This is a genomic window from Hydrogenophaga sp., assembly GCF_051860785.1.
Taxonomy (GTDB): domain Bacteria; phylum Pseudomonadota; class Gammaproteobacteria; order Burkholderiales; family Burkholderiaceae_C; genus Hydrogenophaga.
In genome coordinates this window covers 186372-209233 of the sequence record NZ_JBIMLB010000004.1, presented here as the reverse complement: position 1 = coordinate 209233, position 22862 = coordinate 186372, and the positions used below count along the sequence as shown (strand labels likewise).

22 protein-coding genes are annotated in these 22862 nt (G+C 66.8%); 14 read left to right on the top strand and 8 right to left on the bottom strand.

Going from position 1 to position 22862, the window contains the following annotated elements; translation table 11 throughout:
* Position 1 precedes the first annotated feature (1 nt).
* Complete coding sequence (murI, locus tag ACTIF6_RS08000) at positions 2 to 802, bottom strand: glutamate racemase (RefSeq protein WP_439587434.1); 801 nt, start codon at positions 800 to 802, stop codon at positions 2 to 4.
* Positions 799 to 2352: a fumarate hydratase gene (locus ACTIF6_RS07995; RefSeq protein WP_439587433.1), complete on the bottom strand. Its 1554-nt coding sequence runs from the start codon at positions 2350 to 2352 to the stop codon at positions 799 to 801. The genes murI and ACTIF6_RS07995 overlap by 4 nt, the downstream gene beginning before the upstream one ends.
* Before the next feature lie 214 nt (positions 2353 to 2566).
* Here ACTIF6_RS07995 and mbhE point away from each other — a divergent pair, with 214 nt between their 5' ends.
* Genes mbhE through fumC form a run of 10 tightly spaced genes read left to right on the top strand, consistent with a single transcriptional unit; the run spans position 2567 to position 12705 of the window.
* Complete coding sequence (gene mbhE / locus ACTIF6_RS07990; RefSeq protein ID WP_439587432.1) at positions 2567 to 4867, top strand: hydrogen gas-evolving membrane-bound hydrogenase subunit E; 2301 nt, start codon at positions 2567 to 2569, stop codon at positions 4865 to 4867.
* Positions 4864 to 5265, top strand: a complete 402-nt coding sequence (locus ACTIF6_RS07985) for an MnhB domain-containing protein (protein WP_439587431.1) — start codon at positions 4864 to 4866, stop codon at positions 5263 to 5265. Before mbhE ends, ACTIF6_RS07985 begins: the two co-directional genes overlap by 4 nt.
* Before the next feature lie 3 nt (positions 5266 to 5268).
* Positions 5269 to 5616, top strand: coding sequence for an NADH-quinone oxidoreductase subunit K (locus ACTIF6_RS07980; protein WP_439587430.1), 348 nt, complete (start codon positions 5269 to 5271; stop codon positions 5614 to 5616).
* Positions 5613 to 7136, top strand: a complete 1524-nt coding sequence (locus ACTIF6_RS07975) for a Na+/H+ antiporter subunit D (protein ID WP_439587429.1) — start codon at positions 5613 to 5615, stop codon at positions 7134 to 7136. Before ACTIF6_RS07980 ends, ACTIF6_RS07975 begins: the two co-directional genes overlap by 4 nt.
* On the top strand, positions 7133 to 7471 hold the full coding sequence (locus tag ACTIF6_RS07970; protein WP_439587428.1) for a Na+/H+ antiporter subunit E: 339 nt from the start codon (positions 7133 to 7135) through the stop codon (positions 7469 to 7471). The genes ACTIF6_RS07975 and ACTIF6_RS07970 overlap by 4 nt, the downstream gene beginning before the upstream one ends.
* Positions 7468 to 7755: a monovalent cation/H+ antiporter complex subunit F gene (locus tag ACTIF6_RS07965; RefSeq protein WP_439587427.1), complete on the top strand. Its 288-nt coding sequence runs from the start codon at positions 7468 to 7470 to the stop codon at positions 7753 to 7755. Before ACTIF6_RS07970 ends, ACTIF6_RS07965 begins: the two co-directional genes overlap by 4 nt.
* The gene (mnhG, locus tag ACTIF6_RS07960; RefSeq protein ID WP_439587426.1) at positions 7752 to 8555 is read left to right on the top strand and encodes a monovalent cation/H(+) antiporter subunit G; all 804 of its coding nucleotides are present in this window, start codon (positions 7752 to 7754) and stop codon (positions 8553 to 8555) included. The genes ACTIF6_RS07965 and mnhG overlap by 4 nt, the downstream gene beginning before the upstream one ends.
* A gap of 21 nt (positions 8556 to 8576) precedes the next feature.
* A complete protein-coding gene (locus ACTIF6_RS07955; protein WP_439587425.1) occupies positions 8577 to 9983 on the top strand; it encodes a sensor histidine kinase in 1407 nt (468 codons plus the stop codon).
* Positions 9980 to 11314 carry a sigma-54-dependent transcriptional regulator gene (locus tag ACTIF6_RS07950; RefSeq protein WP_439587424.1) on the top strand — a complete coding sequence of 445 codons (1335 nt, stop codon included), beginning with the start codon at positions 9980 to 9982 and terminating at the stop codon, positions 11312 to 11314. Before ACTIF6_RS07955 ends, ACTIF6_RS07950 begins: the two co-directional genes overlap by 4 nt.
* Positions 11311 to 12705: a class II fumarate hydratase gene (fumC, locus tag ACTIF6_RS07945; RefSeq protein ID WP_439587423.1), complete on the top strand. Its 1395-nt coding sequence runs from the start codon at positions 11311 to 11313 to the stop codon at positions 12703 to 12705. The genes ACTIF6_RS07950 and fumC overlap by 4 nt, the downstream gene beginning before the upstream one ends.
* Positions 12706 to 12715: 10 nt before the next feature.
* Here the strand turns inward: fumC and ACTIF6_RS07940 are convergent, their stop codons facing one another.
* Positions 12716 to 13318 carry a TIGR00645 family protein gene (locus tag ACTIF6_RS07940; protein WP_439587422.1) on the bottom strand — a complete coding sequence of 201 codons (603 nt, stop codon included), beginning with the start codon at positions 13316 to 13318 and terminating at the stop codon, positions 12716 to 12718.
* A 180-nt stretch (positions 13319 to 13498) separates the two neighbouring features.
* Here ACTIF6_RS07940 and acs point away from each other — a divergent pair, with 180 nt between their 5' ends.
* A complete protein-coding gene (gene acs / locus ACTIF6_RS07935) occupies positions 13499 to 15493 on the top strand; it encodes an acetate--CoA ligase (protein WP_439587421.1) in 1995 nt (664 codons plus the stop codon).
* Positions 15494 to 15560: 67 nt separating this feature from the next.
* On the opposite strand, the gene ACTIF6_RS07930 is transcribed toward acs, so the two are convergent.
* Entirely contained in the window at positions 15561 to 15866 is a 306-nt protein-coding gene (locus ACTIF6_RS07930; protein WP_439587420.1) for a c-type cytochrome, read from the bottom strand.
* Between the two features lie 122 nt (positions 15867 to 15988).
* Between ACTIF6_RS07930 and ACTIF6_RS07925 the strand changes: the two genes are divergently transcribed.
* Positions 15989 to 16234, top strand: coding sequence for a TIGR04438 family Trp-rich protein (locus tag ACTIF6_RS07925; protein WP_439587419.1), 246 nt, complete (start codon positions 15989 to 15991; stop codon positions 16232 to 16234).
* A gap of 9 nt (positions 16235 to 16243) precedes the next feature.
* On the opposite strand, the gene ilvD is transcribed toward ACTIF6_RS07925, so the two are convergent.
* On the bottom strand, positions 16244 to 17950 hold the full coding sequence (gene ilvD, locus ACTIF6_RS07920) for a dihydroxy-acid dehydratase (protein ID WP_439587418.1): 1707 nt from the start codon (positions 17948 to 17950) through the stop codon (positions 16244 to 16246).
* A 124-nt stretch (positions 17951 to 18074) separates the two neighbouring features.
* On the opposite strand from ilvD, the gene ACTIF6_RS07915 reads away from it, so the two are divergent.
* Both ACTIF6_RS07915 and lgt read left to right on the top strand, forming a co-directional pair.
* Positions 18075 to 19004, top strand: coding sequence for a LysR family transcriptional regulator (locus ACTIF6_RS07915; RefSeq protein WP_439587417.1), 930 nt, complete (start codon positions 18075 to 18077; stop codon positions 19002 to 19004).
* A gap of 4 nt (positions 19005 to 19008) precedes the next feature.
* Entirely contained in the window at positions 19009 to 19845 is an 837-nt protein-coding gene (lgt, locus tag ACTIF6_RS07910; protein WP_439587416.1) for a prolipoprotein diacylglyceryl transferase, read from the top strand.
* On the opposite strand, the gene ACTIF6_RS07905 is transcribed toward lgt, so the two are convergent.
* From ACTIF6_RS07905 to ACTIF6_RS07895, 3 genes are read right to left on the bottom strand one after another with little or no spacing between them, the layout of a single operon-like run.
* Positions 19811 to 21889 carry a TadG family pilus assembly protein gene (locus ACTIF6_RS07905; protein ID WP_439587415.1) on the bottom strand — a complete coding sequence of 693 codons (2079 nt, stop codon included), beginning with the start codon at positions 21887 to 21889 and terminating at the stop codon, positions 19811 to 19813. The two genes, lgt and ACTIF6_RS07905, sit on opposite strands and share 35 nt — an antisense overlap.
* A 10-nt stretch (positions 21890 to 21899) precedes the next feature.
* The gene (locus ACTIF6_RS07900) at positions 21900 to 22364 is read right to left on the bottom strand and encodes a TadE family protein (RefSeq protein WP_439587414.1); all 465 of its coding nucleotides are present in this window, start codon (positions 22362 to 22364) and stop codon (positions 21900 to 21902) included.
* The gene (locus ACTIF6_RS07895; RefSeq protein WP_439587413.1) at positions 22361 to 22852 is read right to left on the bottom strand and encodes a TadE/TadG family type IV pilus assembly protein; all 492 of its coding nucleotides are present in this window, start codon (positions 22850 to 22852) and stop codon (positions 22361 to 22363) included. Before ACTIF6_RS07895 ends, ACTIF6_RS07900 begins: the two co-directional genes overlap by 4 nt.
* Positions 22853 to 22862 lie beyond the last annotated feature (10 nt).

Here is a 22862-nt window from a genome sequence, read left to right as displayed (position 1 = left end):
CTCAGACGGGCAGGCCACTGGCCGGGATCTGAATGTTCAGCCAGCGTTGCGCGGCTTGCGCGAGCGCATCCGGCGAAGCGCTGGCCAGCAGCAGGGGAGGCGTTGCCGACCCGCCCGCCGTGGCGGTCGTGCCCAGGACCTGGCGCGTGCGGCGCGCCACGGGCGTGCCGGTGTCCACCAGCGTGACCTGAGGGCCGCACAAGCGGCTCAGAACCTCCGCCGCGAACGGGTAGTGCGTGCAACCCAATACCAGCGTGTCCATATCCGGTCCCGCTTGTTCGCTCAGCGTTTGCAGGTAGCGTTCGCACAGGGCCAGCGTGGCGGGTGCGTCGTGTCTTTCAATGGCATCGGCCAGGCCATCGCAGGGCTGGCAACTGAAATGCAGGGGGCGCGTGGCGGCGTGGATCTGCCGTTCGAGCAACTGCGCGAACCGCGCACTCCCCAAGGTGCCCCGTGTGGCCAGCACGCCAATGCGCCCGCTGCGGCTGCTTGTGGCGGCAGGCTTGAGCGCAGGCTCCACGCCTACGACCGGCAGGTCGGGATGGGTTTTGCGCAGTTCGTCGATGGCGTGCGCGGTGGCGGTGTTGCAAGCCAGCACCAGCGCATCGATGCCATGCGCCTCGCGCAGGTGAGCAGTGATGCGATCGGTACGCGCGGAGACCTCTGCGGCCGATCGTTCGCCGTAGGGTGCATGCGCGCTGTCGGCCACGTAGACGAAGCGCGTGCCCGGCAGTTCGGCAAGCAGGGCGCGCAGCACGCTCAGGCCGCCGACACCGCTGTCGAACACGCCGACAGTTTTCAAGCAGCAGCGACCTCGATGCCCTTGAACTCGCCCGTGGCAATGCGCTTCTGCCACTCGGCCGGGCCGGTGATGTGCGCGCTGGTGCCGCCCGCGTCCACCGCCACCGTCACCGGCATGTCGACCACGTCGAACTCGTAGATGGCTTCCATGCCGAGGTCGGCAAAGCCCAGCACCTTCGCGGTCTTGATGGCTTTGGAGACCAGGTAGGCGGCGCCGCCCACGGCCATGAGGTAGGCGCTCTTGTGCTTCTTGATGGCCTCGATCGCGACCGGGCCGCGCTCGGACTTGCCGATCATCGCGATCAGGCCGGTTTCGGCCAGCATCATCTCGGTGAAGCCGTCCATGCGCGTGGCGGTCGTGGGGCCTGCGGGGCCCACGGCTTCGTCGCGCACCGGGTCGACCGGGCCCACGTAGTAGATGACGCGGTTGGTGAAGTCCACAGGAAGCTTCTCGCCCTTGGCCAGCATGTCCTGGATGCGCTTGTGCGCGGCGTCGCGGCCGGTGAGCATCTTGCCGTTGAGCAGCAGGGTGTCACCGGGTTTCCAGCTGGCAACCTCTTCTTTCGTCAGCGTGTTCAGGTCGACACGCTTGCTTTTCTGGGTGTCGGGCACCCAGTTCACGTTGGGCCAGAGGTCCAGGCTGGGGGCATCCAGGTACACCGGGCCGCTGCCGTCCATCACGAAGTGCGCGTGGCGCGTGGCCGCGCAGTTGGGGATCATTGCCACGGGCTTGCTGGCCGCGTGCGTGGGGTACGTCTTGATCTTGACGTCGAGCACGGTGGTGAGGCCACCCAGGCCTTGTGCGCCGATGCCCAGCGCATTGACTTTCTCGTACAGCTCCAGGCGCAATTCATCGACCTGGCTGAGTTTTTCGCCCTTGGCGGACTTGGCCTGCAGTTCGTACATGTCGAGGTCGTCCATCAGGCTTTCCTTGGCCATCAGCACCGCCTTTTCGGCCGTGCCGCCAATGCCGATGCCGAGCATGCCCGGCGGGCACCAGCCAGCGCCCATGGTGGGCACGGTCTTGAGCACCCAGTCGACCACCGAGTCGCCCGGGTTGAGCATGACCATCTTGCTCTTGTTCTCGCTGCCGCCGCCCTTGGCGGCCACCGTCACTTCCACCGTGTCGCCGGGCACGAGCTCGGTAAAGATCACGGCGGGGGTGTTGTCCTTGGTGTTCTTGCGCGCGAACTGCGGATCGGCGACGACGGAGGCGCGCAGCGTGTTGTCCGGGTGGTTGTAGCCACGACGCACGCCCTCGTTGATGGCATCGTCCAGGCTGCCGGTGAAGCCTTCCCAGCGCACGTTCATGCCGACCTTCAGGAACACGTTGACGATGCCGGTGTCCTGGCATATCGGGCGCTGGCCGGTCGCGCTCATCTTGCTGTTGGTCAGGATCTGCGCGATGGCGTCCTTGGCGGCGGCACTCTGCTCGCGCTCGTAGGCACGGGCGAGGTGGGCGATGTAGTCGGCCGGGTGGTAGTAGCTGATGTATTGCAGGGCGGCGGCAATGCTTTCGACGAGGTCGTCGCGCTGGATCGTGGTCGTCATGGGGAGGACTTGGATGGGTTGATGGAAGGCAGCTCACCAGTGTAGCCAAGGCCCCCTGTTCAGCGGGGCGAACAGGCGGCGCACACCGGTTGCGAAAACTGAACACGGCAGGGCCGGCGCTCACGCAAGTTGTTGATTTTAAAGGGTTGAAGAGGCCCGGTTGACCGGCACGGTGCTTGCGATGTCTCAGGGGACAAGGAGACTTTTCCGCGTGATGCTTGCCACCCTGGTTCTTTCGACGTTCGCCGCTGGTTTTCTGGCACCGGTCCTGGTGCGCCGCGGCCTGGCCCACGGCCTCGCCGCGCTGCCCGCTGGACTGTTCATCGCCTTCGCGACGTGGTGGCCCGAGGTCACGGGTGGTCAGGTGGTGCTGCAGCAGCACACCTGGATTCCCAGCCTGGGCGTGAACCTGTCGTTGCGGCTCGACGGTCTATCGCTGCTGTTCGCGCTGCTCATCACCGGCATCGGTACCGGCATCTACCTGTACGCCGCGAGTTATCTGCGCGGCTCGCAGGATCTGCCGCGTTTCTTTGCCTTTCTCACGCTGTTCATGGGCGCCATGCTGGGCACGGTGCTCGCCGACGACCTGATCGCACTCCTGGTGTTCTGGGAGCTCACCAGCCTGACCTCGTTTCTGCTGATCGGCTACGAACCGGAGAGGCCGGCGTCGAGGCGTGCGGCACAGCAGGGGTTGTTGGTCACCGTGGCAGGCGGGCTGTGCCTGCTCGCCGGCATCGTGCTGCTGGGATCGGCAGCGGGCTCGCTGCGCATCTCGGAGATCCTGGCCCAGGGGCCGATGCTGCTCGAACATCCGCTGACGCCGGCCATCATCGTGCTCGTGGCGCTGGGCGCCTTCGCGAAGTCCGCCCAGGCGCCGCTGCACGCCTGGCTGGCCAACGCCATGGCCGCGCCCACGCCCGTGTCGGCCTTTCTGCACTCGGCCACCATGGTCAAGCTCGGCGTGTACCTGCTGGCGCGCATGAACCCCGCGCTGGGCGAGCATCCTCTGTGGAGTGCCTTGATGGTGCCTGTGGGCGTGCTCACCATGGCCACCGGCACGCTGCTGGCCCTGCGCGCGAGCGACCTCAAGCGCGTGCTGGCGTATTCCACCGTGGTGTCCCTCGGCACGCTGGTCACGCTCATCGGCCTGCCGCATCCCATGGCGGCCACTGCCGTGGTCACCTTCCTGCTGGCGCACGCGCTCTACAAGGCCTGCCTTTTCATGGTGGCCGGCATCGTGGACCACTCGACCGGCACGCGTGACGCCACTCGCCTGGGCGGGCTGGCTCGGGCCATGCCGCTCACCGCGTTCGTGGTGGTGCTGGCAGGGCTCTCCATGGCGGGGTTGCCACCTTTCGTGGGCTTCATCGGCAAGGAGCTGATCTACGAAGTGGCACTCGGTGGTGCGTGGTGGCCGCTGGCCGTGGCACTGCTGGCCAATGTCTGCATGGTGGTGGTGGCGGGCGTGGTGGCCTGGCGGTGCTTCTTCGGTTCTGCGCAATCCACACCCTCGACGCCGCACGATCCGGATGCGGCCATGTGGGTCGGTCCGCTGGTGCTGGCCACGCTGGGCCTGCTGTTCGGCCTGATGCCGCATTGGCCCGCGGCCTTGCTGGCGCCCGCCGCGAGCGCCGTGGCCGGGCGCACGGTGGAACTGCAGCTCTCGCTCTGGCATGGCTTCACGCCCATGCTGGCGCTCAGTGGACTCACACTGGTGCTGGGTGGTGCGGCGCTGGCGGGCTGGCCTTTGTTGCGACGCCGCCTTGCGGGCTGGTCGGCCATTGACCGCTGGGGCACCGACACCGGCTATGACCACGCCATCCTGGGCCTGCAGCGTGTGGCCGCCTGGCAGACGCGCCGCATCCAGACCGGCAGCCTGCGGCGCTACCTCGGCACGTTCTTCGCCTTCACTTCGGTGTGCCTGTTGCTCACGCTGTGGCTGCGCGGTGGCTACGCCGTCGCCTGGCCGCACTGGGATGAAGTTGGCCCCGAGGTGGCGCTGCCTCTGCTCCTGGTGCTGGCCAGTGCCGCCGTGCTCCGCGCAGCCAGCTTCATGGCTGGCATCGTCACCGCCGGCATGGTGGGCTTTCTCGTGGCGCTGACCTTCCTGTACCGCGGCGCGCCCGACCTGGCCTTCACGCAGTTCTCGGTCGAGGCACTCGCCATCGTCATCCTGCTGGCCATCGTCGGACGCATGCCGTTTCACGAAGTGGACATGCGCAGACGCGGTGAACGCCGACGCGACGCGCTGATCGCCGCAGGTTTCGGGCTGGTGGCCACGCTGGTGCTGCTGGCTGTGGTGGCCACGCCGTTCGACGCGCGACTCTCGGACTTCTTCCGGGCTGCCAGCGTGCCCGAGGCGCACGGCCGCAACCTGGTCAACGTGATCATCGTGGACTTCCGCGCGCTCGACACGCTGGGCGAGATCGCCGTGCTGGCGCTGGCCGCGCTGGCAGCGGCGGCCGTCATCGCCAGCGTTCGCGCTCGCCGGGCCGACGACCAGGAGGCCACATGAACCCGCTCATCCTTCGCGTGTGTGGCCGCCTGGTCCTGCCGGTGGCGCTGGCGTTCTCGCTGTTCCTGCTCTGGCGCGGCCACAACGAGCCCGGTGGTGGATTCGTGGGCGGGCTCATGGCGGCGGCGGGCTTTGCCATCCATGCGTTGCCGCGCGGTCGTGAGCGGCTGCTGGCCACGCTGCGCCTCTCGCCGGGCGGCATTGCGGCGGTGGGCCTCATGCTGGCGGTGGCTTCGGGCCTGCCTGGCCTGCTGCTGAGCCAGCCTTTTCTCACGCACCAGTGGGCCATCTGGGACAGCGGCTTCGTCGTCGGTACCGCGCTGCTGTTCGACATCGGCGTGTACCTCGCCGTGCTCGGTTCGGTGCTGGTGTTCCTCTCGCATTACCTGGACGACTGATCGATGGAATTCTTCTTCGTGCTCGCCTTTGGCTTCATGGCCGCCATCGCGGCTTACCTGCTGATGTCGCGCAACGTGCTGCGCATCGTGCTGGGCCTGCTGCTGCTGGGCAATACGGCCAATCTGTCCATCTTCATCTCTGGCCGGCTGGGCTCACGCGTGCCGCCATTGGTGCCCGAGGGTGAGACGGTGATTGCCGTCAGCGCCAACCCGCTGCCACAGGCGCTCATCCTCACCGCCATCGTCATCTCGTTCGCGCTGGTGGCCTACGCCGTGGTGCTGTTCGAACAGGCGCACCAGCGGCTGGGCACGCTCGACACCGAAGCCATGCGCGAGGCGGAGCCGAGATGATCAGCCACCACCTGCTGCTCATGCTCCCGGTGGCGATTCCGCTGGTGACGCTCGCGGTGTGCGCCCTGCTGCGCGACTACCCGCTCACGCAGCGCGGCATCAGCGTGGCGGGCAGCGTGGCTCTGCTGGCAGCCGCCGTCGCGCTGCTGGTGGCGGTGTACGACGGCACCATCCTCGCCACCCAGTTCGGTGCCTGGGCCGCGCCCTTCGGCATCAGCTTCGTGGCCGACCTGCTGTCTGCCGTCATGGTGCTGGTGACCGCTGTGATGGCCGTGGCCATTTCGGTCTATGCGCTGGTGGACGGCGCGCGCGAACGTGAGCGCGCCTTCTTCCACCCGCTGTACCACGGCCTGCTCATGGGCGTCTGCGGCGCCTTCCTGACCGGCGATCTCTTCAATCTGTATGTGTGGTTCGAGATCATGCTGATCGCCTCGTTCGGTCTGCTGGTGGTGGGTGGTACGCGCGCCCAGCTGGACGCCGGGGTCAAGTACGTGGCGCTCAACCTCGTGGCGACCACCCTGTTCCTGATGGCGGTGGGCTTTCTCTACGGCATCACCGGCACGCTGAACATGGCCGACATCGCACGCACCCTGCCCGGCGTGGAAAACCAGGGGCTGGTGACCACGCTGGCGGTGATGTTCCTGCTCGCCTTCGGCTCCAAGGCTGCGTTGTTTCCGCTCTTCTTCTGGTTGCCGGCGGCGTACCACACGGCCAGCGCGCCGGTCGTGGCGATCTTCGCGGCATTGCTGACCAAGGTGGGCGTTTACGCCATCCTGCGCAGCTTCACGCTGATCTTCACGGGCGATGCCGGTTACACCGGGCCCATCATCGGCGCCGTGGCGGTGCTCACCATGGTCACAGGTGTGCTGGGCGCGGCCGCGCATTTCGACATTCGCCGCATCCTGTCCTTCCACATCATCAGTCAGATCGGCTACATGCTGGTCGGCATCGCGGTGGCCACGCCGCTCGCGCTGGCCGGCTCGGTGCTCTATGTGGTGCACCACATCGTGGTCAAGGCCAACCTGTTCCTCATTGCCGGGGCCATGCGCCTGGCAGGCGGCGGCTTCGACCTCAAGGCGATGGGTGGTCTGCACCGCAGCACGCCGCTGCTCGCGCTGCTGTTCGCCATCCCTGCGCTGTCGCTGGCTGGCGTGCCACCGCTTTCGGGTTTCTGGGCCAAGTTCGTGGTGGTCAAGTCCAGCCTGGACGCAGGCCACTCCGTGCTGGCTGGCGTGGCACTGGCGGTGGGTGTGCTCACGTTGTATTCCATGGTGAAGATCTGGAACGAGGCGTTCTGGAAAGCACCCGCGGCGAATTCGGCCCAGGCCTCGGCGGCCTGGCGTGCAGCGCCGCGCACCCGCTGGGCGATGTTGCTCCCGGTGGTGGGACTCGCAGCCATCACGCTGACCATCGGCCTCGCGACCGAACCCTTCATCGAGTTTTCACTTCGTGCGGCCGACCAGTTGCTGGTGCCGCACGGTTACATCGAGGCCGTGCTCGGCCAGGAGGTATCCCCATGATGCGATCGATCTGGAACTGGCTGGTACTGGGCGGCCTGTTCATGCGCGAACTGCTTCTCTCGGTGCACCAGGTGGCGCTGACGGTGCTGCGACCCGGGCGTACCCTGCGCAGCGGCATCGTGGCGATTCCGTTGACGGTGCGCAGCGACGCCGGCATTGCCATGCTGGCCAACATGGTCACGCTCACACCCGGTACCACCAGCCTGCACGTGTCATCCGACCGACGCACGCTGTACGCCCATGTCATGAACCTCGAAGGCGATCCGGTGGCGCAGATCGTGGATGGATTCGAAGCCCGTGTCTGTGCCGCGCTGGGCGAGGAGAAGCGATCATGAGCCTTCCTCTGTGGGTGCTGGGCCTGACGGCCATGTTGTTGCTGGCGGCGATGCTGCTGGCCGGCGTGCGCATCGTGCGCGGCCCGCACGCGGCCGACCGTGTGGTGGCGCTGGACATGCTCAGCCTGCTCGGTGTGGCGGCAGCGGCACTGGCGGCGCTGGTGGCCGACAGTCCTGCGTTCGTGGACATTGCCCTGGGCGTGGCACTCATCGGCTTCCTGGCCACGGTGGCTTTTGCCGCCTTCATCGAACGCGGTTCGATCCGCGAGGAGGACACCCCATGACGATCTGGCTGGCTTCCCTGTTGCTGGTGAGCGGTGCCCTGGTGTGCCTGCTGGCTTCCACCGGTGTGCTGCGTCTGCAGGACTTCTTCATGCGCATGCACGCTGCCACCAAGGCCGGCGTGGTCGGCAGTGGCCTGGTTCTGCTGGGCGTGGCGGTGGCCGATGGCAGCCTCTCCACGTGGATCAAGGTGGGGCTGGCCATCGTCTTCCTGTTGCTCACCACGCCGGTGGCCGGCCATCTGCTGGGCCGCGCCGCGTATGTGGGCGGGGCGCCCCTGTGGAAAGGGACGACGCAGGACAGTCTGGCAAAGGTGCTGCCGCGCGGGCGCTTCGGGGCCGAGCGCAGCCCGGTTCAGCGTGTGGTGCTGGCGCTCACCGAAGGGCCGCAAGTCGACCGAGCGATGGACCAAGCCGTGGAACTCGCGCGCCAGCATGGAGCCGAACTGTGCGGAGTGGCCATCATCGATGCGCCGCGCCTGGCCCATGTGGGACCGGTGTCTGCCTGGGGCATCACCTACGCCCAGCGCATGCGCGATCGGCGACTCATGCAGGCGCGCCAGACCGCCGCCGATGTGATCCAGCGCTTCGAACAGAAGGCGCTCCAGTCGGGCCTGACCTGGTCGGTTCGGCTCGAGGAAGGGCGCCCGCGCCGACTGCTCCAGGGCATGGCCGCAGCGGGCACGGTGATTGCGGTGGCGTCCGAGGCCTGGTTCGACCAGGGCGTGCTGGAACTGCGCGTGGATGTGGTGCAGCGCCTGCGCTGGCGCGGGCCGGTGCCGCTGAAGCTGCTGGGGGATTGACGGCGCTGGTAAGGTCGGTGCATGCCGACCGTCCGTTCCATGCTGGCCTGGTACCGCCGACTCCCGCTGACCGTGCGCCTGCCTGCGGTGGTGGCGGTGATGATCTTCGCTGCGGCCATCGGTACCACCCAGGTGGCGATGCACACCGTCTCGCGCCAGTTCGAATCGCAGATGGCGAGCATCGGGCAGGTGTACCTCGACGGACTGTCGGCCGCGCTGCTGCCCGCGCTCGCCACAGGCGATGCTGCTGCAGTCACCCGTGTGCTGGAGTTTTCCCTGGCGGTGACCGAGGGCGTGGAGGATCGGCGCCTTGCCGTGCTCGACGCCCAGGGACAGGCACTGGCACGGGTCGAGCGCGCGGGCCTCGGTGACATTCCCTGGCCACAGGATGTGCTTGATGTGGCACTGGGCGCACGGCTGGCCGATGACGACCAGAGCATCTGGGTCTGGCGCACCCTGGACGACTCGCGCCGCGTGCTGGCCAACCTGGACGTGACCGCCTTCAGCGACGAACGCGAGCAACTGCGCCGCAGCCTGCTGCTGCTCGATCTGCTGGTGAGTGTGGTGTGTGCCTTGCTCGGTTTTCTGGTGGCGCGGCAGATGCAGCGTCCCGTGGCGCTCGTCACGCAGCACCTTCAACATGGGCTGGCGTTGCCAGAGTCGCTCATCCAGACCAGCGATCCGGAGTCCGCGCGCCTGATGCGCGCGGTCAACCGCATGGCCGACGACACCCGTGAGCGAGAGGCCATGCTCTCGCTGTTGTCCGAGCAGGAACGGGAAGCGGTACTCGGTCGGCTGGCGGCGACGCTGGCGCACGAGGTGCGCAATCCCCTGGGCGGCATGGTCACCGCAGTGCAGACCTTGCGCAAGTTCGGCGATCAGCCCGAAGCGCGACAGGACGCGCTGGATTTCATCGAGCGTGGCGTGCTCGCCTTGCGCGATGTGGTGGATGCGACGCTCAAGACCCACCGTCCCGGGGCCGGCGAGCGACGCCTGCGTCTGCAGGATCTGCAGGATGTGCAGCGCCTGGTGGCGGGTGATGCCGCCCAGCGCGGCGTGCAGGTGGCATTCGAAGCCGCACCCGGCCTGCCCGACGAATGGCCGCTGGCGGCCACGGAAGTGCGCCAGGTGCTGCTCAATCTGCTGATCAACGCGGTGCGCGCCACCGGGCAGGGCGGCCGCGTGCGACTGGCGGTGAGGCAGCAGGACCAGACCCTGGTGCTCGAGGTGATCGACCAGGGCGCTGGCATGGCGCCCGATGTGGCCCGCAGCCTGACGCGCGGCGAAGCGAACGCTGGCCAGGGCGGGCTGGGCGTGGCGGTCATCGTGCGGCTGGTGCGACAGTTGCGTGGCCGCGTGTCGGTGGATGCACACTCGCAGGGAGGCACCCACATCACCCTGCACCTGCCCATGGACGCCACGGAATGATCGATATCCTCCTGATTGAAGACGACCGCGTGCTGGGCGGCGCCCTGGCGCAACGCCTGCGCCTGGAGGGATTTGCGGTGCGTTGGGCCGAAACCTGTGCACAGGCCATGGACGCGTTGCGCCTGCGCCGACCGGGCTTCGTGGTCTCCGACATCCGCCTGCCCGATGGCTCCGGCGAAGATCTCTACCGCCGCGCCATGCCGTACCTGGGCGACACGCCCATCCTGTTCGTGACCGCGTTTGCCGACATCGGCCAGGCCGTGCGCCTGGTGCGAGCGGGCGCCGACGACTACCTCACCAAGCCCTACGATGTGGATGCGCTAGTCGCGCGCGTGCGCGCCCTGGCCCACGACCCACCGGTTCATGACGCGCCTGCGGGTGCCGAGGCGGTGTTTGGCGCATCGCAGGCCACCGCGGGTCTGGAGCGCGACCTGCAGCGCCTTGCCGCACGCGATCTGGCGGTGCTGCTGTGCGGCGAAACCGGGGTGGGCAAGGAAGTGGCAGCTCGCCACATCCATGCCCTGTCGCCGCGCGCGGCACAACCCTTCGTGGCGGTCAATTGCGGCGCCATCGCGCGCGAGCTCATGGAGAGCCAGTTCTTTGGCCATGAGCGCGGCGCCTTCACGGGAGCGACGACGGCCCATGCCGGCTATTTCGAGGAAGTGGGGGAGGGCACGCTGTTCCTGGATGAGATCGGCGAACTGGATGCACGCCTGCAGACCGCCCTGTTGCGGGTCCTGCAGGACGGAGGCTTTCGACGCCTGGGGGGCCGCGGCGATCTGCGCTTCAAAGGCCGCCTGGTCGCTGCGACCAACGCCGATCTGCAGACACGCATTGCCCAGCGCGAATTCCGCGAAGATCTCTACTTTCGGCTGGCGGTCGTCGAACTCACCATCCCACCCCTGCGCCAGCGTCGCGACGAAATCGCGCCATTGGCCACCCGTTTTCTGCGCGAAGCGGCCGAGCGCAACGGCATGCCGGGTCTGCGCCTGGACGAGGCGGCGCTGGCCGCCTTGCTGATTCACCCGTGGCCGGGCAATGTGCGGGAACTGCGCAACCGCATCGAGCGCGCCGCCGCGTTGGTGGAGGGCGAGCGCGTCACCCCCTCCGACCTGTTTCCGGAACAGCGCCTCGATGCGGTGGCACCCGTCACACTTGCCGATGCGCGCGATCTGGCCGAGTTCGACCAGATCGAGCACGCGCTGGCGCTGTCGGGTGGACGGGTTTCCGAAGCCGCTCGGCGGCTGGGCATATCCCGGACCACGCTCTGGAAGCGGCGGCGCAAGCAGATCGATGGCGAAAATGGCCCGCCGACAGGAGACTCCTCATGAACACCAGACCCATGCGCACCGAGCGCGACACCTTCGGCCCCATCGACGTGCCTGCCGACCGCCTTTGGGGTGCCCAGACGCAGCGCTCGCTGCAGAACTTCGACATCTCCGGCGAGCGCCAGCCGCGCGAGATCATCAAAGCCCTGGCGCAGGTCAAGCGAGCGTCCGCCGTGGTCAACCACGCGCTGGGGCTGCAGGATCAGAAGAAGACCCAGGCCATTGTGGAGGCGGCCGACGAGGTGATCGCCGGACGCCACGAGGTGGAATTCCCGCTGGTGGTCTGGCAGACCGGGTCAGGCACGCAGACCAACATGAATGTCAATGAGGTGCTCGCCAACCGGGCCAGCGAACTGCTGGGTGGCGAGCGCGGGGAAGGGCGACTGGTGCACCCGAACGACGACGTGAACCGCAGCCAGTCGAGCAACGACGTGTTCCCCACGGCGATGCACGTGGCGGCGGTCGAGGCCATCACGCACCGGCTGCTGCCCGCCATCGCCCGCCTGCGCGGCACGCTGGAGACCAAGGCGCGCGAGTTCGACGACGTCGTGAAGATCGGCCGCACCCACTTGCAGGACGCCACGCCGCTCACCCTGGGGCAGGAGATGTCGGGCTGGGTGGCGCAACTGGCGCACGGCGAGAAGCATCTGCGCGACGCGCTGCCGCACCTGTGCGAACTTGCCCTCGGCGGTACGGCGGTGGGTACGGGTCTGAACGCGCCCAAGGGTTACGCGCAAGGGGTGGCGCGCGAACTGGCCGAACTCACCGGCTTGCCGTTCGTGACCTCACCGAACAAGTTCGAGTCACTCGCTTCGGTCGATGCGCTGGTCCATGCCCATGGTGCGCTCAAGACGCTGGCGGCGAGCATGAACAAGATTGCCAATGACGTGCGCTGGCTGTCCAGCGGGCCACGCAGCGGCATCGGCGAGCTGCGCATTCCCGAGAACGAGCCGGGATCGTCCATCATGCCGGGCAAGGTGAACCCCACCCAGAGCGAGGCGGTGACGATGCTGTGCGCCCAGGTGTTTGGCAACGACGTGGCAATCAACATCGGCGGCGCCAGCGGCAATTTCGAGCTCAACGTGTTCCGGCCCATGGTGGCGCACAACTTCCTGCAGAGCGTGCGTCTGCTGGCCGACGGCATGGTGAGCTTCAACGACCATTGCGCCGTCGGCATCGAGCCCGAGCGCGAGCGCATCGCCGAGCTGGTGTCGCGCTCGCTCATGCTGGTGACGGCGCTCAACCCCCACATCGGCTACGACAAGGCGGCCTTCATTGCCAAGAAGGCGCACAAGGAAGGCAGCAGCCTGCGCGAGGCGGCTATCGCATCGGGCCACATCACGGCCGAGCAGTTCGACCAGTGGGTGCGTGCGGATCAGATGGTCGGGCGCTGAAAGGGGAGCCTCAGTGTTCGTCCCGGGGGGCGGGATGTGCCATGAGGCGGTCCGTCATGGCGATCGCCATGGCGCTCAGGAGAAAGACCACATGGATGATGGTCTGCCACATCAGCACTTTCTCATCGTAGTTGGCCGCGTTGATGAAGGTCTTGAGCAGGTGGATGGAGCTGATGCCGATGATGGCGGTGGCCAGCTTCACCTTCAGCACCGAGGCGTTCACGTGGCTCAGCCACTCGGGCTGGTCGGGGTGGTTCTCCAGGTGCATGCGGCTCACGAAGGTTTCGTAGCCGCCCACGATCACCATGATCAGCAGGTTGGAGATCATGACCACGTCGATCAGCGCCAGCACCACCAGCATGATGACGGTCTCATTCAGCCCGGTGAGCTGCACATCGCTCTTGTAGCCGATGCTGTGGATGAGCTTGTCCAGCGCGACCTGGCTGCCGAAGGCGGCCTCGATCAGGTGCACCAGTTCAACCCAGAAATGGAAGACGTAGATGGCCTGCGCCGCGATCAGCCCGATGTACAGCGGCAATTGCAGCCAGCGGCTGGCAAAGATCAGATTGGGCAGGGCGCGCACGGGGACGGGCGGTTTGACGGGGTCGGTCATGGACGTTGGGGTGTTTGGGAACGCCGGACGGGCGCGCGGGGTGACGTATTGTAGGTGGGCGTCTGGTCGTATATTCGGGTTTTCCCCGGGCATGCCGGCGCCATGTAAGTGGCTCGTAAGAGCCGATGCTCACAGTCGCCGGCTGTCACGCTTCCGACAACATCATTCAGGAGACAGTCCATGTCAGCGCCTTCGTCGTCGATCGAATCCACACTGGTCGAAAACCGCGTCTTCGAGCCCACGGAGGCGACCGTGAAAGCCGCACGGGTTTCGGGCATGGCGGCGTACCACGCCCTGTGCGCCGAGGCAGACAAGGACTTCGAAGGATTCTGGGCCCGTCTGGCGCGCGAGAACCTGAGCTGGCACAAACCTTTCAGCAAAACGCTGGACAGCGCCAGGGCCCCGTTCTACAAGTGGTTCGAGGACGGCGAGCTCAACGCCTCGTACAACTGCCTGGACCGCCACATGGGCACGCCCGTGGAGAACAAGACTGCGATCATCTTCGAGGCCGATGACGGCTCGGTGACCAGGGTCACCTACAAGGAACTGCTGGCCAAGGTCTCGCGCTTTGCCAATGCGCTCAAGGCGCGCGGCGTGAGGAAGGGCGACCGCGTGGTGATCTACATGCCCATGACGGTCGAGGGTGTGGTGGCCATGCAAGCCTGTGCGCGCATTGGCGCCACCCACAGCGTGGTGTTCGGCGGGTTCTCGGCCAAGGCATTGCAGGAACGCATCCAGGACGCCGGTGCGGTGGCAGTCATCACCGCCAACTACCAGTTGCGCGGCGGCAAGGAACTGCCGCTCAAGGCCATCGTGGACGACGGCATTGCCATGGGCGGCTGCGATTCGATCAAGAACGTGATCGTGTACCAGCGCACGCCCACGGCCTGCAACATGGTGGCCGGGCGCGACAGCTTCCTGCACGACGTGGTGGCCAACGAGTCCGACGTGTGTCCTGCCGAGATGGTGAGCGCAGAACACCCGCTCTTCGTGCTCTACACCTCCGGCTCCACTGGCAAGCCCAAGGGCGTGCAGCACAGCACCGGGGGTTACCTGCTGTGGGCCAAGCTCACCATGAACTGGACCTTCGACCTGCGTCCCGAGGACATCTTCTGGTGCACCGCCGACATCGGCTGGATCACCGGCCACACCTACGTGGCGTATGGCCCGCTGGCCGCCGGTGCCACGCAGATCGTGTTCGAAGGCGTGCCCACCTACCCGAACGCCGGTCGCTTCTGGCAGATGATCGAGAAGCACAAGGTCACGATCTTCTACACCGCACCCACGGCCATCCGCTCGCTGATCAAGGCTGCTGAAGGCGATGAAAAAGTGCATCCGGCGCGCTCCAACCTGTCCAGCCTGCGACTGCTCGGCTCGGTGGGCGAGCCCATCAATCCCGAGGCCTGGATGTGGTATTACAAGCACGTGGGCGGCGAGCGTTGCCCCATCGTGGACACCTTCTGGCAGACCGAAACCGGTGGCCACATGATCACGCCGTTGCCGGGTGCCACGCCGCTGGTGCCGGGTTCGTGCACGCTGCCGCTGCCGGGCATTGCCGCCGCCATCGTCGACGAGGCCGGCAACGACGTGCCCAACGGCGCGGGCGGCATCCTGGTGGTGAAGAAGCCCTGGCCTTCGATGATCCGCACCATCTGGGGAGACCCGGAGCGCTTCAAGAAGAGCTACTTCCCCGATGAACTCAAGGGCTACTACCTGGCGGGCGACGGCGCGGTGCGCAGCGCCGACCGGGGCTACTTCCGCATCACCGGCCGCATCGACGACGTGCTCAACGTCTCGGGCCACCGCATGGGCACGATGGAGATCGAATCCGCATTGGTGGGCAAGACCGATCTGGTGGCCGAAGCCGCGGTGGTGGGTCGCCCCGACGACCTGACCGGCGAGGCCATCGTCGCCTTCGTGGTGCTCAAGCGCGCTCGCCCCACGGGCGACGAGGCCAAGGCCATTGCCAAGCAATTGCGCGACTGGGTGGGCAAGGAAATCGGGCCGATCGCCAAGCCCAAGGACATCCGCTTTGGCGACAACCTGCCCAAGACACGCTCGGGCAAGATCATGCGTCGTTTGCTGCGCTCCATCGCCAAGGGCGAGGCCATCACGCAGGACACCTCCACGCTGGAGAACCCGGCCATCCTGGATCAGTTGGCGGAGAACAACTGATCGAGCTTTCCGGCAACAAAAAACCCGCTGGGCTCCAGCGGGTTTTTTTGTGGTGGCTTGCCGAGGCTTACTTCTGGTTCAGCACCCAGGCCGAGAGCTTCTTGGCGTCGGCTTCGCTGACCTGCGGGTTCGCGGGCATGGGGATGGCACCCCAGACACCGGAGCCACCCTTGATGATCTTCACGGCCAGTGCGTCCACGGCCTTGGCATCGCTGCCGTACTTCTTGGCCACGTCCTTGTAGGAGGGTCCCACCAGCTTCTTGTCCACGGCGTGGCAGGCCATGCAATTCTTGCTTTTGGCCAGGGCTTCATCGGCCATGGCGGGTGCCGCCAGGGTGGTGATGGCGGCCATAATCAGGAAAGCACGTTTCATGGGGATTGTCCTTGTGAGTGATGCCGGGATCGGCACGGCACGATTTTACCGAGTCAGGCCCCTCGGGAAACGACCAGTTACAGTTTCTTGTCGGCTTTGCCGGGCCTTTACTGGAGGTTGTGATGTATTTCCTGATCGCGGGCGTGATCCTGATGCTGATGAAGTACCTGGAGATCGGCTTCGCCGTTGATCTCTCCTGGTGGTGGGTTCTTTCTCCGTTTGCCCTGGCCGTGATCTGGTGGATCTGGGCCGACACCACCGGCTACACCCGGCGCAAGGCCATGGAAAAGATGGACCAGAAGAAGAAGGACCGGATCGACAAGCAGCGCGAGGCCCTGGGCATCAAACCCAAGGGGCGCTCGCGCTGAGTCCCGGTATCAATACGCGTCGAGCACGGCGCCCTTGCTGGCGCTGGACGCGTTGAACGCGAACTTGGCCTGCACGCCACGCGTGTAGCGAGGTGCCGGAGCGGTCCACGCGGCGCGGCGTCTGGCAATCTCGGCCTCGGGCACGTTGAGTTCCAGCAGCAGCTGGTGCGCATCGATGGTGATGCTGTCACCTTCCTGAATGAACGCAATGGTGCCGCCCGCAGCCGCTTCGGGCGCCACGTGGCCCACCACCATGCCCCAGGTGCCGCCGGAGAAGCGGCCATCGGTGATCAGGCCGACGCTCTCACCCAGGCCCGCGCCGATCAGCGCACCGGTGGGTGCCAGCATCTCGGGCATGCCGGGGCCACCTTTGGGACCCAGGTAGCGCAGCACCATCACGTCGCCGGCCTTGATCTTTCCATCGAGGATGGCTTGCAGGGCCGATTGCTCGTCGTCGAACACGCGGGCCGGGCCGGTCATCACCGGGTTTTTCAGTCCGGTGATCTTGGCCACCGCGCCTTCGGGGCTGAGGTTGCCCCTGAGGATGGCCAGGTGGCCCTGTTCGTACATCGGCTTGTCGATCGGGCGGATCACGTCCTGATCCGCGCGCGGCATATCGGGAACATCCTTGAGCACTTCGGCAATCGTCTGGCCGGTGATGGTGAGGCAGTCGCCGTGCAGCAGGCCGGCGTTCAGCAGCACCTTCATCACCTGCGGGATGCCGCCGGCGCGGTGCAGGTCCACCGCGAGGTACTTGCCGCTGGGCTTGAGGTCGCACAGCACAGGGGTGCGCTTGCGGATGCGTTCGAAGTCATCGATGGTCCATTCCACCTCGGCGGCGTGGGCGATGGCCAGGAAGTGCAGCACCGCGTTGGTGGAGCCGCCGGTGGCCATGATCACCGCCACGGCGTTTTCGATCGCTTCGCGGGTCACGATGTCGCGCGGCTTGATGTCCTTGCGGATGGCTTCGACCAGCACCTTGGCCGACTCCCTGGCCGAGTTCATCTTCTCGTCGTGCGGGTTGGCCATGGTGCTGGAGTAGGGCAGCGAGATGCCCAGCGCCTCGAAGGCCGACGACATGGTGTTGGCGGTGTACATGCCGCCGCACGAACCGGTGCCGGGGATGGCGTGCATCTCGATCTCGCGCAGGTCGGCATCGCTCAGGTTGCCGGCGGCGTTCTGCCCCACGGCCTCGAACACGCTGACGATGTTGAGGTCCTGGTCTTTCCAGCGGCCCGGCAGGATGGTGCCACCGTACACATAGATGGCCGGCACATTGGCGCGCAGCATGCCCATCAGGCCACCGGGCATGTTCTTGTCGCAGCCACCCACCACCAGCACGCCGTCCATCCACTGGCCGCCCACGCAGGTCTCGATGCAATCGGAAATCACCTCGCGGCTGACCAGCGAATACTTCATGCCTTCCGTGCCCATGGCCATGCCGTCGGAAATGGTGGGCGTGCCGAACACCTGGGCGTTGCCGCCGGCTTCCTCGATGCCGGCAATGGCGGCGTCCGCCAGTTTCTGCAGGCCGGAATTGCAGGGCGTGATGGTGCTGTGGCCGTTGGCCACGCCCACCATGGGCTTGCTGAAGTCGCCCTCCTGGTAGCCCATGGCGTAGTACATGGAGCGGTTGGGCGCGCGGGACTTGCCCTGCGTGATGTTGGCGCTGCGGTGGTTGATGGGCTGGATGGGGATGGATTTCCTGGTGGCCATGGTTGTCTCTTCGTGAGGCGTTGAAAGGGGCTGACTTTCGGGGGGTCCGAGCCAGCCGCGAGTATGCGTGACGAAGCGCCGAGGTTCCAATTGCTTTGGCGGCGTGAATTAATATGCAGTGCATATGAAAGAGGTCAGAAACCCCTTGCGAATCGAATTGCGGCAATGGCGCCAGTTCGTGGCCCTGGCGGAAGAGTTGCACTTCGGTCGCGCGGCCTTGCGGCTGCACATGACGCAGCCCCCGTTGACGCAGGCCATTGCCGGGCTGGAACAGGCGCTGGGGGTGCGCCTGTTCGACCGCACCAAGCGCAGCGTGGCGCTCACGCCTGCAGGAGCGGCGCTGCTGCCCGAGGCGCGCGAGCTGCTGGCGCGCGCGCAAACCCTGCCTGAACTGGCGCGCGCGGCAGCGGCCGGTGAGCTGGGCCGACTGCGCCTGGCCTTTGTGTCCACCGTGGGTTATGAACTGTTGCCACGCTGGGTTCGCGCATTCCGGCAGCGCTGGCCACAGGTGGCGCTGGAGCTCACGGAAGCCACGGGCGATGTGCAACTCGATCTGATTGCGCGCGGCGAGGCAGACGCAGGCCTCATGCTGCACTCACCCGGCTTCGCTCTGGCCGGGCTGTCGCACCGGCGCATCGCCAGCGAGCCGCTGGTGGTGGCGCTGCCCGAGTCGCACCCGCTGGCTGCGCAAGAGGCTCCAAAGCTGGCGGCGCTGCTGACCGAGCCCTTGGTGATCTTCCCGCGCCGCATCCTGCCTTCGGTGCACGACGCGGTCTTCAAGCTCTACCACGCGGCGGGGCATGTGCCGCAGGTGGCGCAGGAGGCGATCCAGATGCAGACCATCGTCAACCTCGTCTCGGCCGGCCTCGGCATTGCCTGGGTGCCGCAGAGCGTGCGGCAGTTCCAGCGGACGGGCGTGGTGTACCGCAGCCCGGCGCTGCCGCGCGGTCGCTCGCTGCCTGCTTGTGAAACCAGCCTGGTCTGGCGCGCCGATGCGGTGAGTCCCGCGCTTTCACATCTCATCGACTTCGCCAGAAGTGCCCTGCCACAATAAGCCCATGCTGCAACATCCCCAGATCGATCCCGTGGCCCTGCAGATCGGGCCGCTCGCCATCCACTGGTATGGCCTGACCTACCTGGCCGCGTTTGGCCTGTTCCTGCTGCTCGGCCGCCTGCGTCTGGCCCATCAGCCATTTGCCGGGGTTGCCCAGCCTTTGCCGTGGACAAAGCGCGACGTGGAAGACATCCTTTTCCTCGGCGTGCTCGGTGTGGTGGCGGGTGGGCGCATCGGCTACTGCCTGTTCTACAAGCCCGCCTACTACCTGGCCAACCCGCTGGAGGTCTTTGCGGTGTGGCAGGGCGGCATGAGTTTCCATGGCGGCATGCTGGGCGTGATGGTGGCCATGGTCTGGTACGCGCGCACCCGCCAGCGCCCCTTCATGCAGGTCATGGATTTCGTGGCGCCCTGCGTGCCCACCGGTCTGGCCGCAGGGCGGGTGGGCAACTTCATCAATGGCGAGTTGTGGGGCCGCGTGGCCGACCCCTCGCTGCCCTGGGGCATGGTGTTCCGGGGGGCGGGCGACCTGCCCCGCCATCCCTCGCAGGTCTATCAGTTTCTGCTGGAAGGGCTGCTGCTCTTCGTGCTGCTCTGGCTCTACGCCCGCAAGCCGCGCGCGCGCGGGCAGGTCTCGGCCGCGTTCCTCTTTGGCTACGGCGTGTTCCGCTTCATCGCCGAGTACTTCCGCGAACCCGATGCCCACCTGGGCCTGCTGGCGCTGGGCATGAGCATGGGCCAGTGGCTCTGCGTGCCCATGATCCTGGGCGGAGCGTTGCTGTGGTGGTGGTGCGGGCAGCGGCGGGTCAGTACACCAGGTGGGCGCGCGCCTGGCAGTTGAGCGTCCTGAGATTCACGTCGATCTCGCCCAGGCGCAAGCCCAGCAGGTCGCGAAGAATGGGCGTGAGCACCTGGCTGCCGATGTTGTTCAACACGGGTCGCAGCGTTTGCAGCAGGTAGCCTGTCAGTGCGGTGATCGAATTGGGCACGGTGTTGCCGCCGGCCGATGAGTTGCCGTCCAGGCTGCTGGCGATGCTGCTGACGCAGGCGGCGTCGCTGGAGCCAAGGACTGCCGTGCAGCCACCGACCAGTCCGCCGAGCACGGCACCCAGGACATCGCCCAGGCCGGTCAGCAGTCCGCCCACCAGGTTGCCGGCGTTCGTCAGGATGCCCTGCACGTTCAGGCCCAGGGTGTTGGCGAGCAGCGCCAGCACCTCGCCGTTCAACCCACCCAGGAAACTGCTCAGGCCCGAGGCGTTGTTCTCCATGGCGGCCTTGATGGTGGTCAGGCGGCTCACACGGCAGGCTCGGTTGCCGCAGGCCGTGCCCTGGGCATTCCACAGGTTCTGGGCCGTCGTCTGGCGCTGTGCCGCTGTGAACGAGGACCCACGGCCCATGGTTTCCACCAGCAGCGTGGCCAGCAGCGCGTCGGTGATGTTCCCCAGGGTGGTGCCCAGGTTCAGTTCGTTGCCCACTGTGTCTGTCTCGCCCTCGGCCAGCGTCACGCTGCTGTTCAACGGGAGGGTGTCCAGGCTCAGGTGTGTGCTCAGGCTGACCAGGGTGCCCACACGCAGCAGCTCTGCGTTGGCCAGGTTCTGATCGCAGCTGGCGGTGGTGGAGAAGATCTCGCTCTCGTTGGCCGGGTTGGCGCCCGGCCGTCCAACGCATACCTTGACGATGGAGGCATCCACCGCGATGGTGGCCTGCTCCGTGCCGTCGGGTTGGCGCAACTCCGGTGTGCACATCTCGGTGAGGGTGCCCCGGCCGTTGACCACGTCGACCATGAGGGGCAGTCGCACGCGTGCGATGTGGCCAATGACCGGCAGGTTACCGGTGTCGATTTCAGCCCAGATGCGCAGCTGGGCGGTGTAGGCCGTGGCGCCCACACCGCCAGTGGCGATCGAGGGTGGCTCGATGAGCACCGTTCTGGCGTTGACCAGGCCCGCCATGCTCAGGCCGTTGACGGCCACTGCGTGGCGCTGAGTGGCCACGCCGATGGAGGCGTACAACAGGTCCAGCGCGTTCACACTGGCGTTGAGTGCCGAAGTGGCACCGACACCAGCGAACAGGCCCGCTGGCCCGCCGTCCACGCTGCCGAGCGGCACTTGCAGATCCGGCACGCCGACGCGCGTGGTCACCGCGTTCAACAGCGAGGTGTTGGAGGCCAGCAGCGTGTCCTGCCCCGCCAGGGTGACGATGGCATCGAGCAGTGTTCCCAACGACACTGTCCGGCCTGAGAGAAGGGTGTTGAGCTCGCCCACGCCGATGTCGCTGGCCACGGGAACACCCAGCTCCTGCAGCAGGCCACCGGGTGTGATCCGAGCCTGAGCAAGTCCGTCGTAGCCCACGAGTGAGGTGCCGGTGAGGTCGAGCCCGATCCCCTTGAGCAGGTCGCCCAGCACGGAACTGCCCGTGCGTGCCAGGGTGCTTCCCACGGAGAAGGAGGCCAGGGGGTCGGTCGCTGCTGCAACGGCTTCAGCCTGCAGGCTGCGCTGCCCGGGGAAGAACGCGAGCAGGGGTGGCGGCGTGCCGGTGATGACGATATGCACCGCGTTGTAGGCGGTCTGGTCGGCGGTGAAATGGCGCTCGGTGCCCACGGCCGGGTTCCAGCGCCCGCAGGTGGCCACGGGCGTGAATCCGGTCAGGTTCTGCGCGACATTGGCGAGCGCGGCGGCACGTGCGGCGGTGCAGTCGGCGGGTTGCACCGCCGAGGCGCCCGCGATGGCCGCGAGGTCGGCGGTCTTCTGCAGCTCGCGCTTGATGAAGAACAGGTAGCCCAGCTCGGTGCCGATGAGCGCGATCACGATCAGGCTCAGGGCGATGGCCGTGTTGATGACGATCGATCCCGACTGGCGGCTGCGCGCGACGGTGGGTGTGGCAGGCATGGGACCGTTCCTAGAGCGCAGCGGTGGCGCGGCTGGTGAGCGTGGTGGGCATCCACTGGCTCGTGTCGAACACCGGCACCCAGGGGAGCAGGCGACCCGCGGCATACGGATAGGTCACGGTGACGGTGAGCGCGGTGCTGGGTGCTCCGACCTCCACGTCCATGGTCTGCGTGAGCCAGGCCCGGCGGCTGGCGGGCGTGGCGCTGTGCGCCAGTGGCACGATGACCGAACCACTCAGCGAGTCCCACACCACGCTTTCAATATGTGTTCTCGCACTGACCAGTTCGGCGCCGGTGGCGTTGCGCAGTTGTGGAAACATCTGCACCGCCCGCGCGCCGTCCGCAGCCGCCCTTGCCAGCGCCTGCTGGGTGTAGAGCACCAGGCCAAAGGTGGCGATGCCGTAGAGGGCGACCAGCAACACCATCAGCACAAAGGCGAACTCGATGGCCGCAACGCCGTGCTGCACGCGTTTCACAGCGCACTCCCGTCGAGCAGCACGCGAGCTTCACCGATCAGTTCGTCGGGCAGCGCAAAGGCGGGGAACGGTGGCAGCACCTGGCGCAGATCGCTCAGCCTCACGGTGACGCTGACATGACAGCGCTGCGCCCAGGTGGTGTCGCAAGGCAGCGTGCCAGCGGGCTGCAGGCAGTTGCCGGTGCCTGTCTGGCAGACCGAAGGCAGCGGAATGGTGAGCACGGCGGCGGCGGGTTTCCAGCCCAGCGATCGCTCCTGGGCCACTTCCTGTGCCTTGAGTTGACGTGCCGCCAGACTGGTCTGGTGCCGCAATGCCGCGCGTGCGCCGTCCTCGGCGGCGTTTTGCAGCCCGAAGCGAAAGGTGAACACGACGCTGTAGCAGATGATGGAATAGACGAGTCCGAAGAAGAGCAGGAAAGCCATGGCGTACTCGATGGCATACACGCCCTGCTGAGCGCGCCGACGGCAATGCAAATGGCGCGACGACACGGCCCGACCT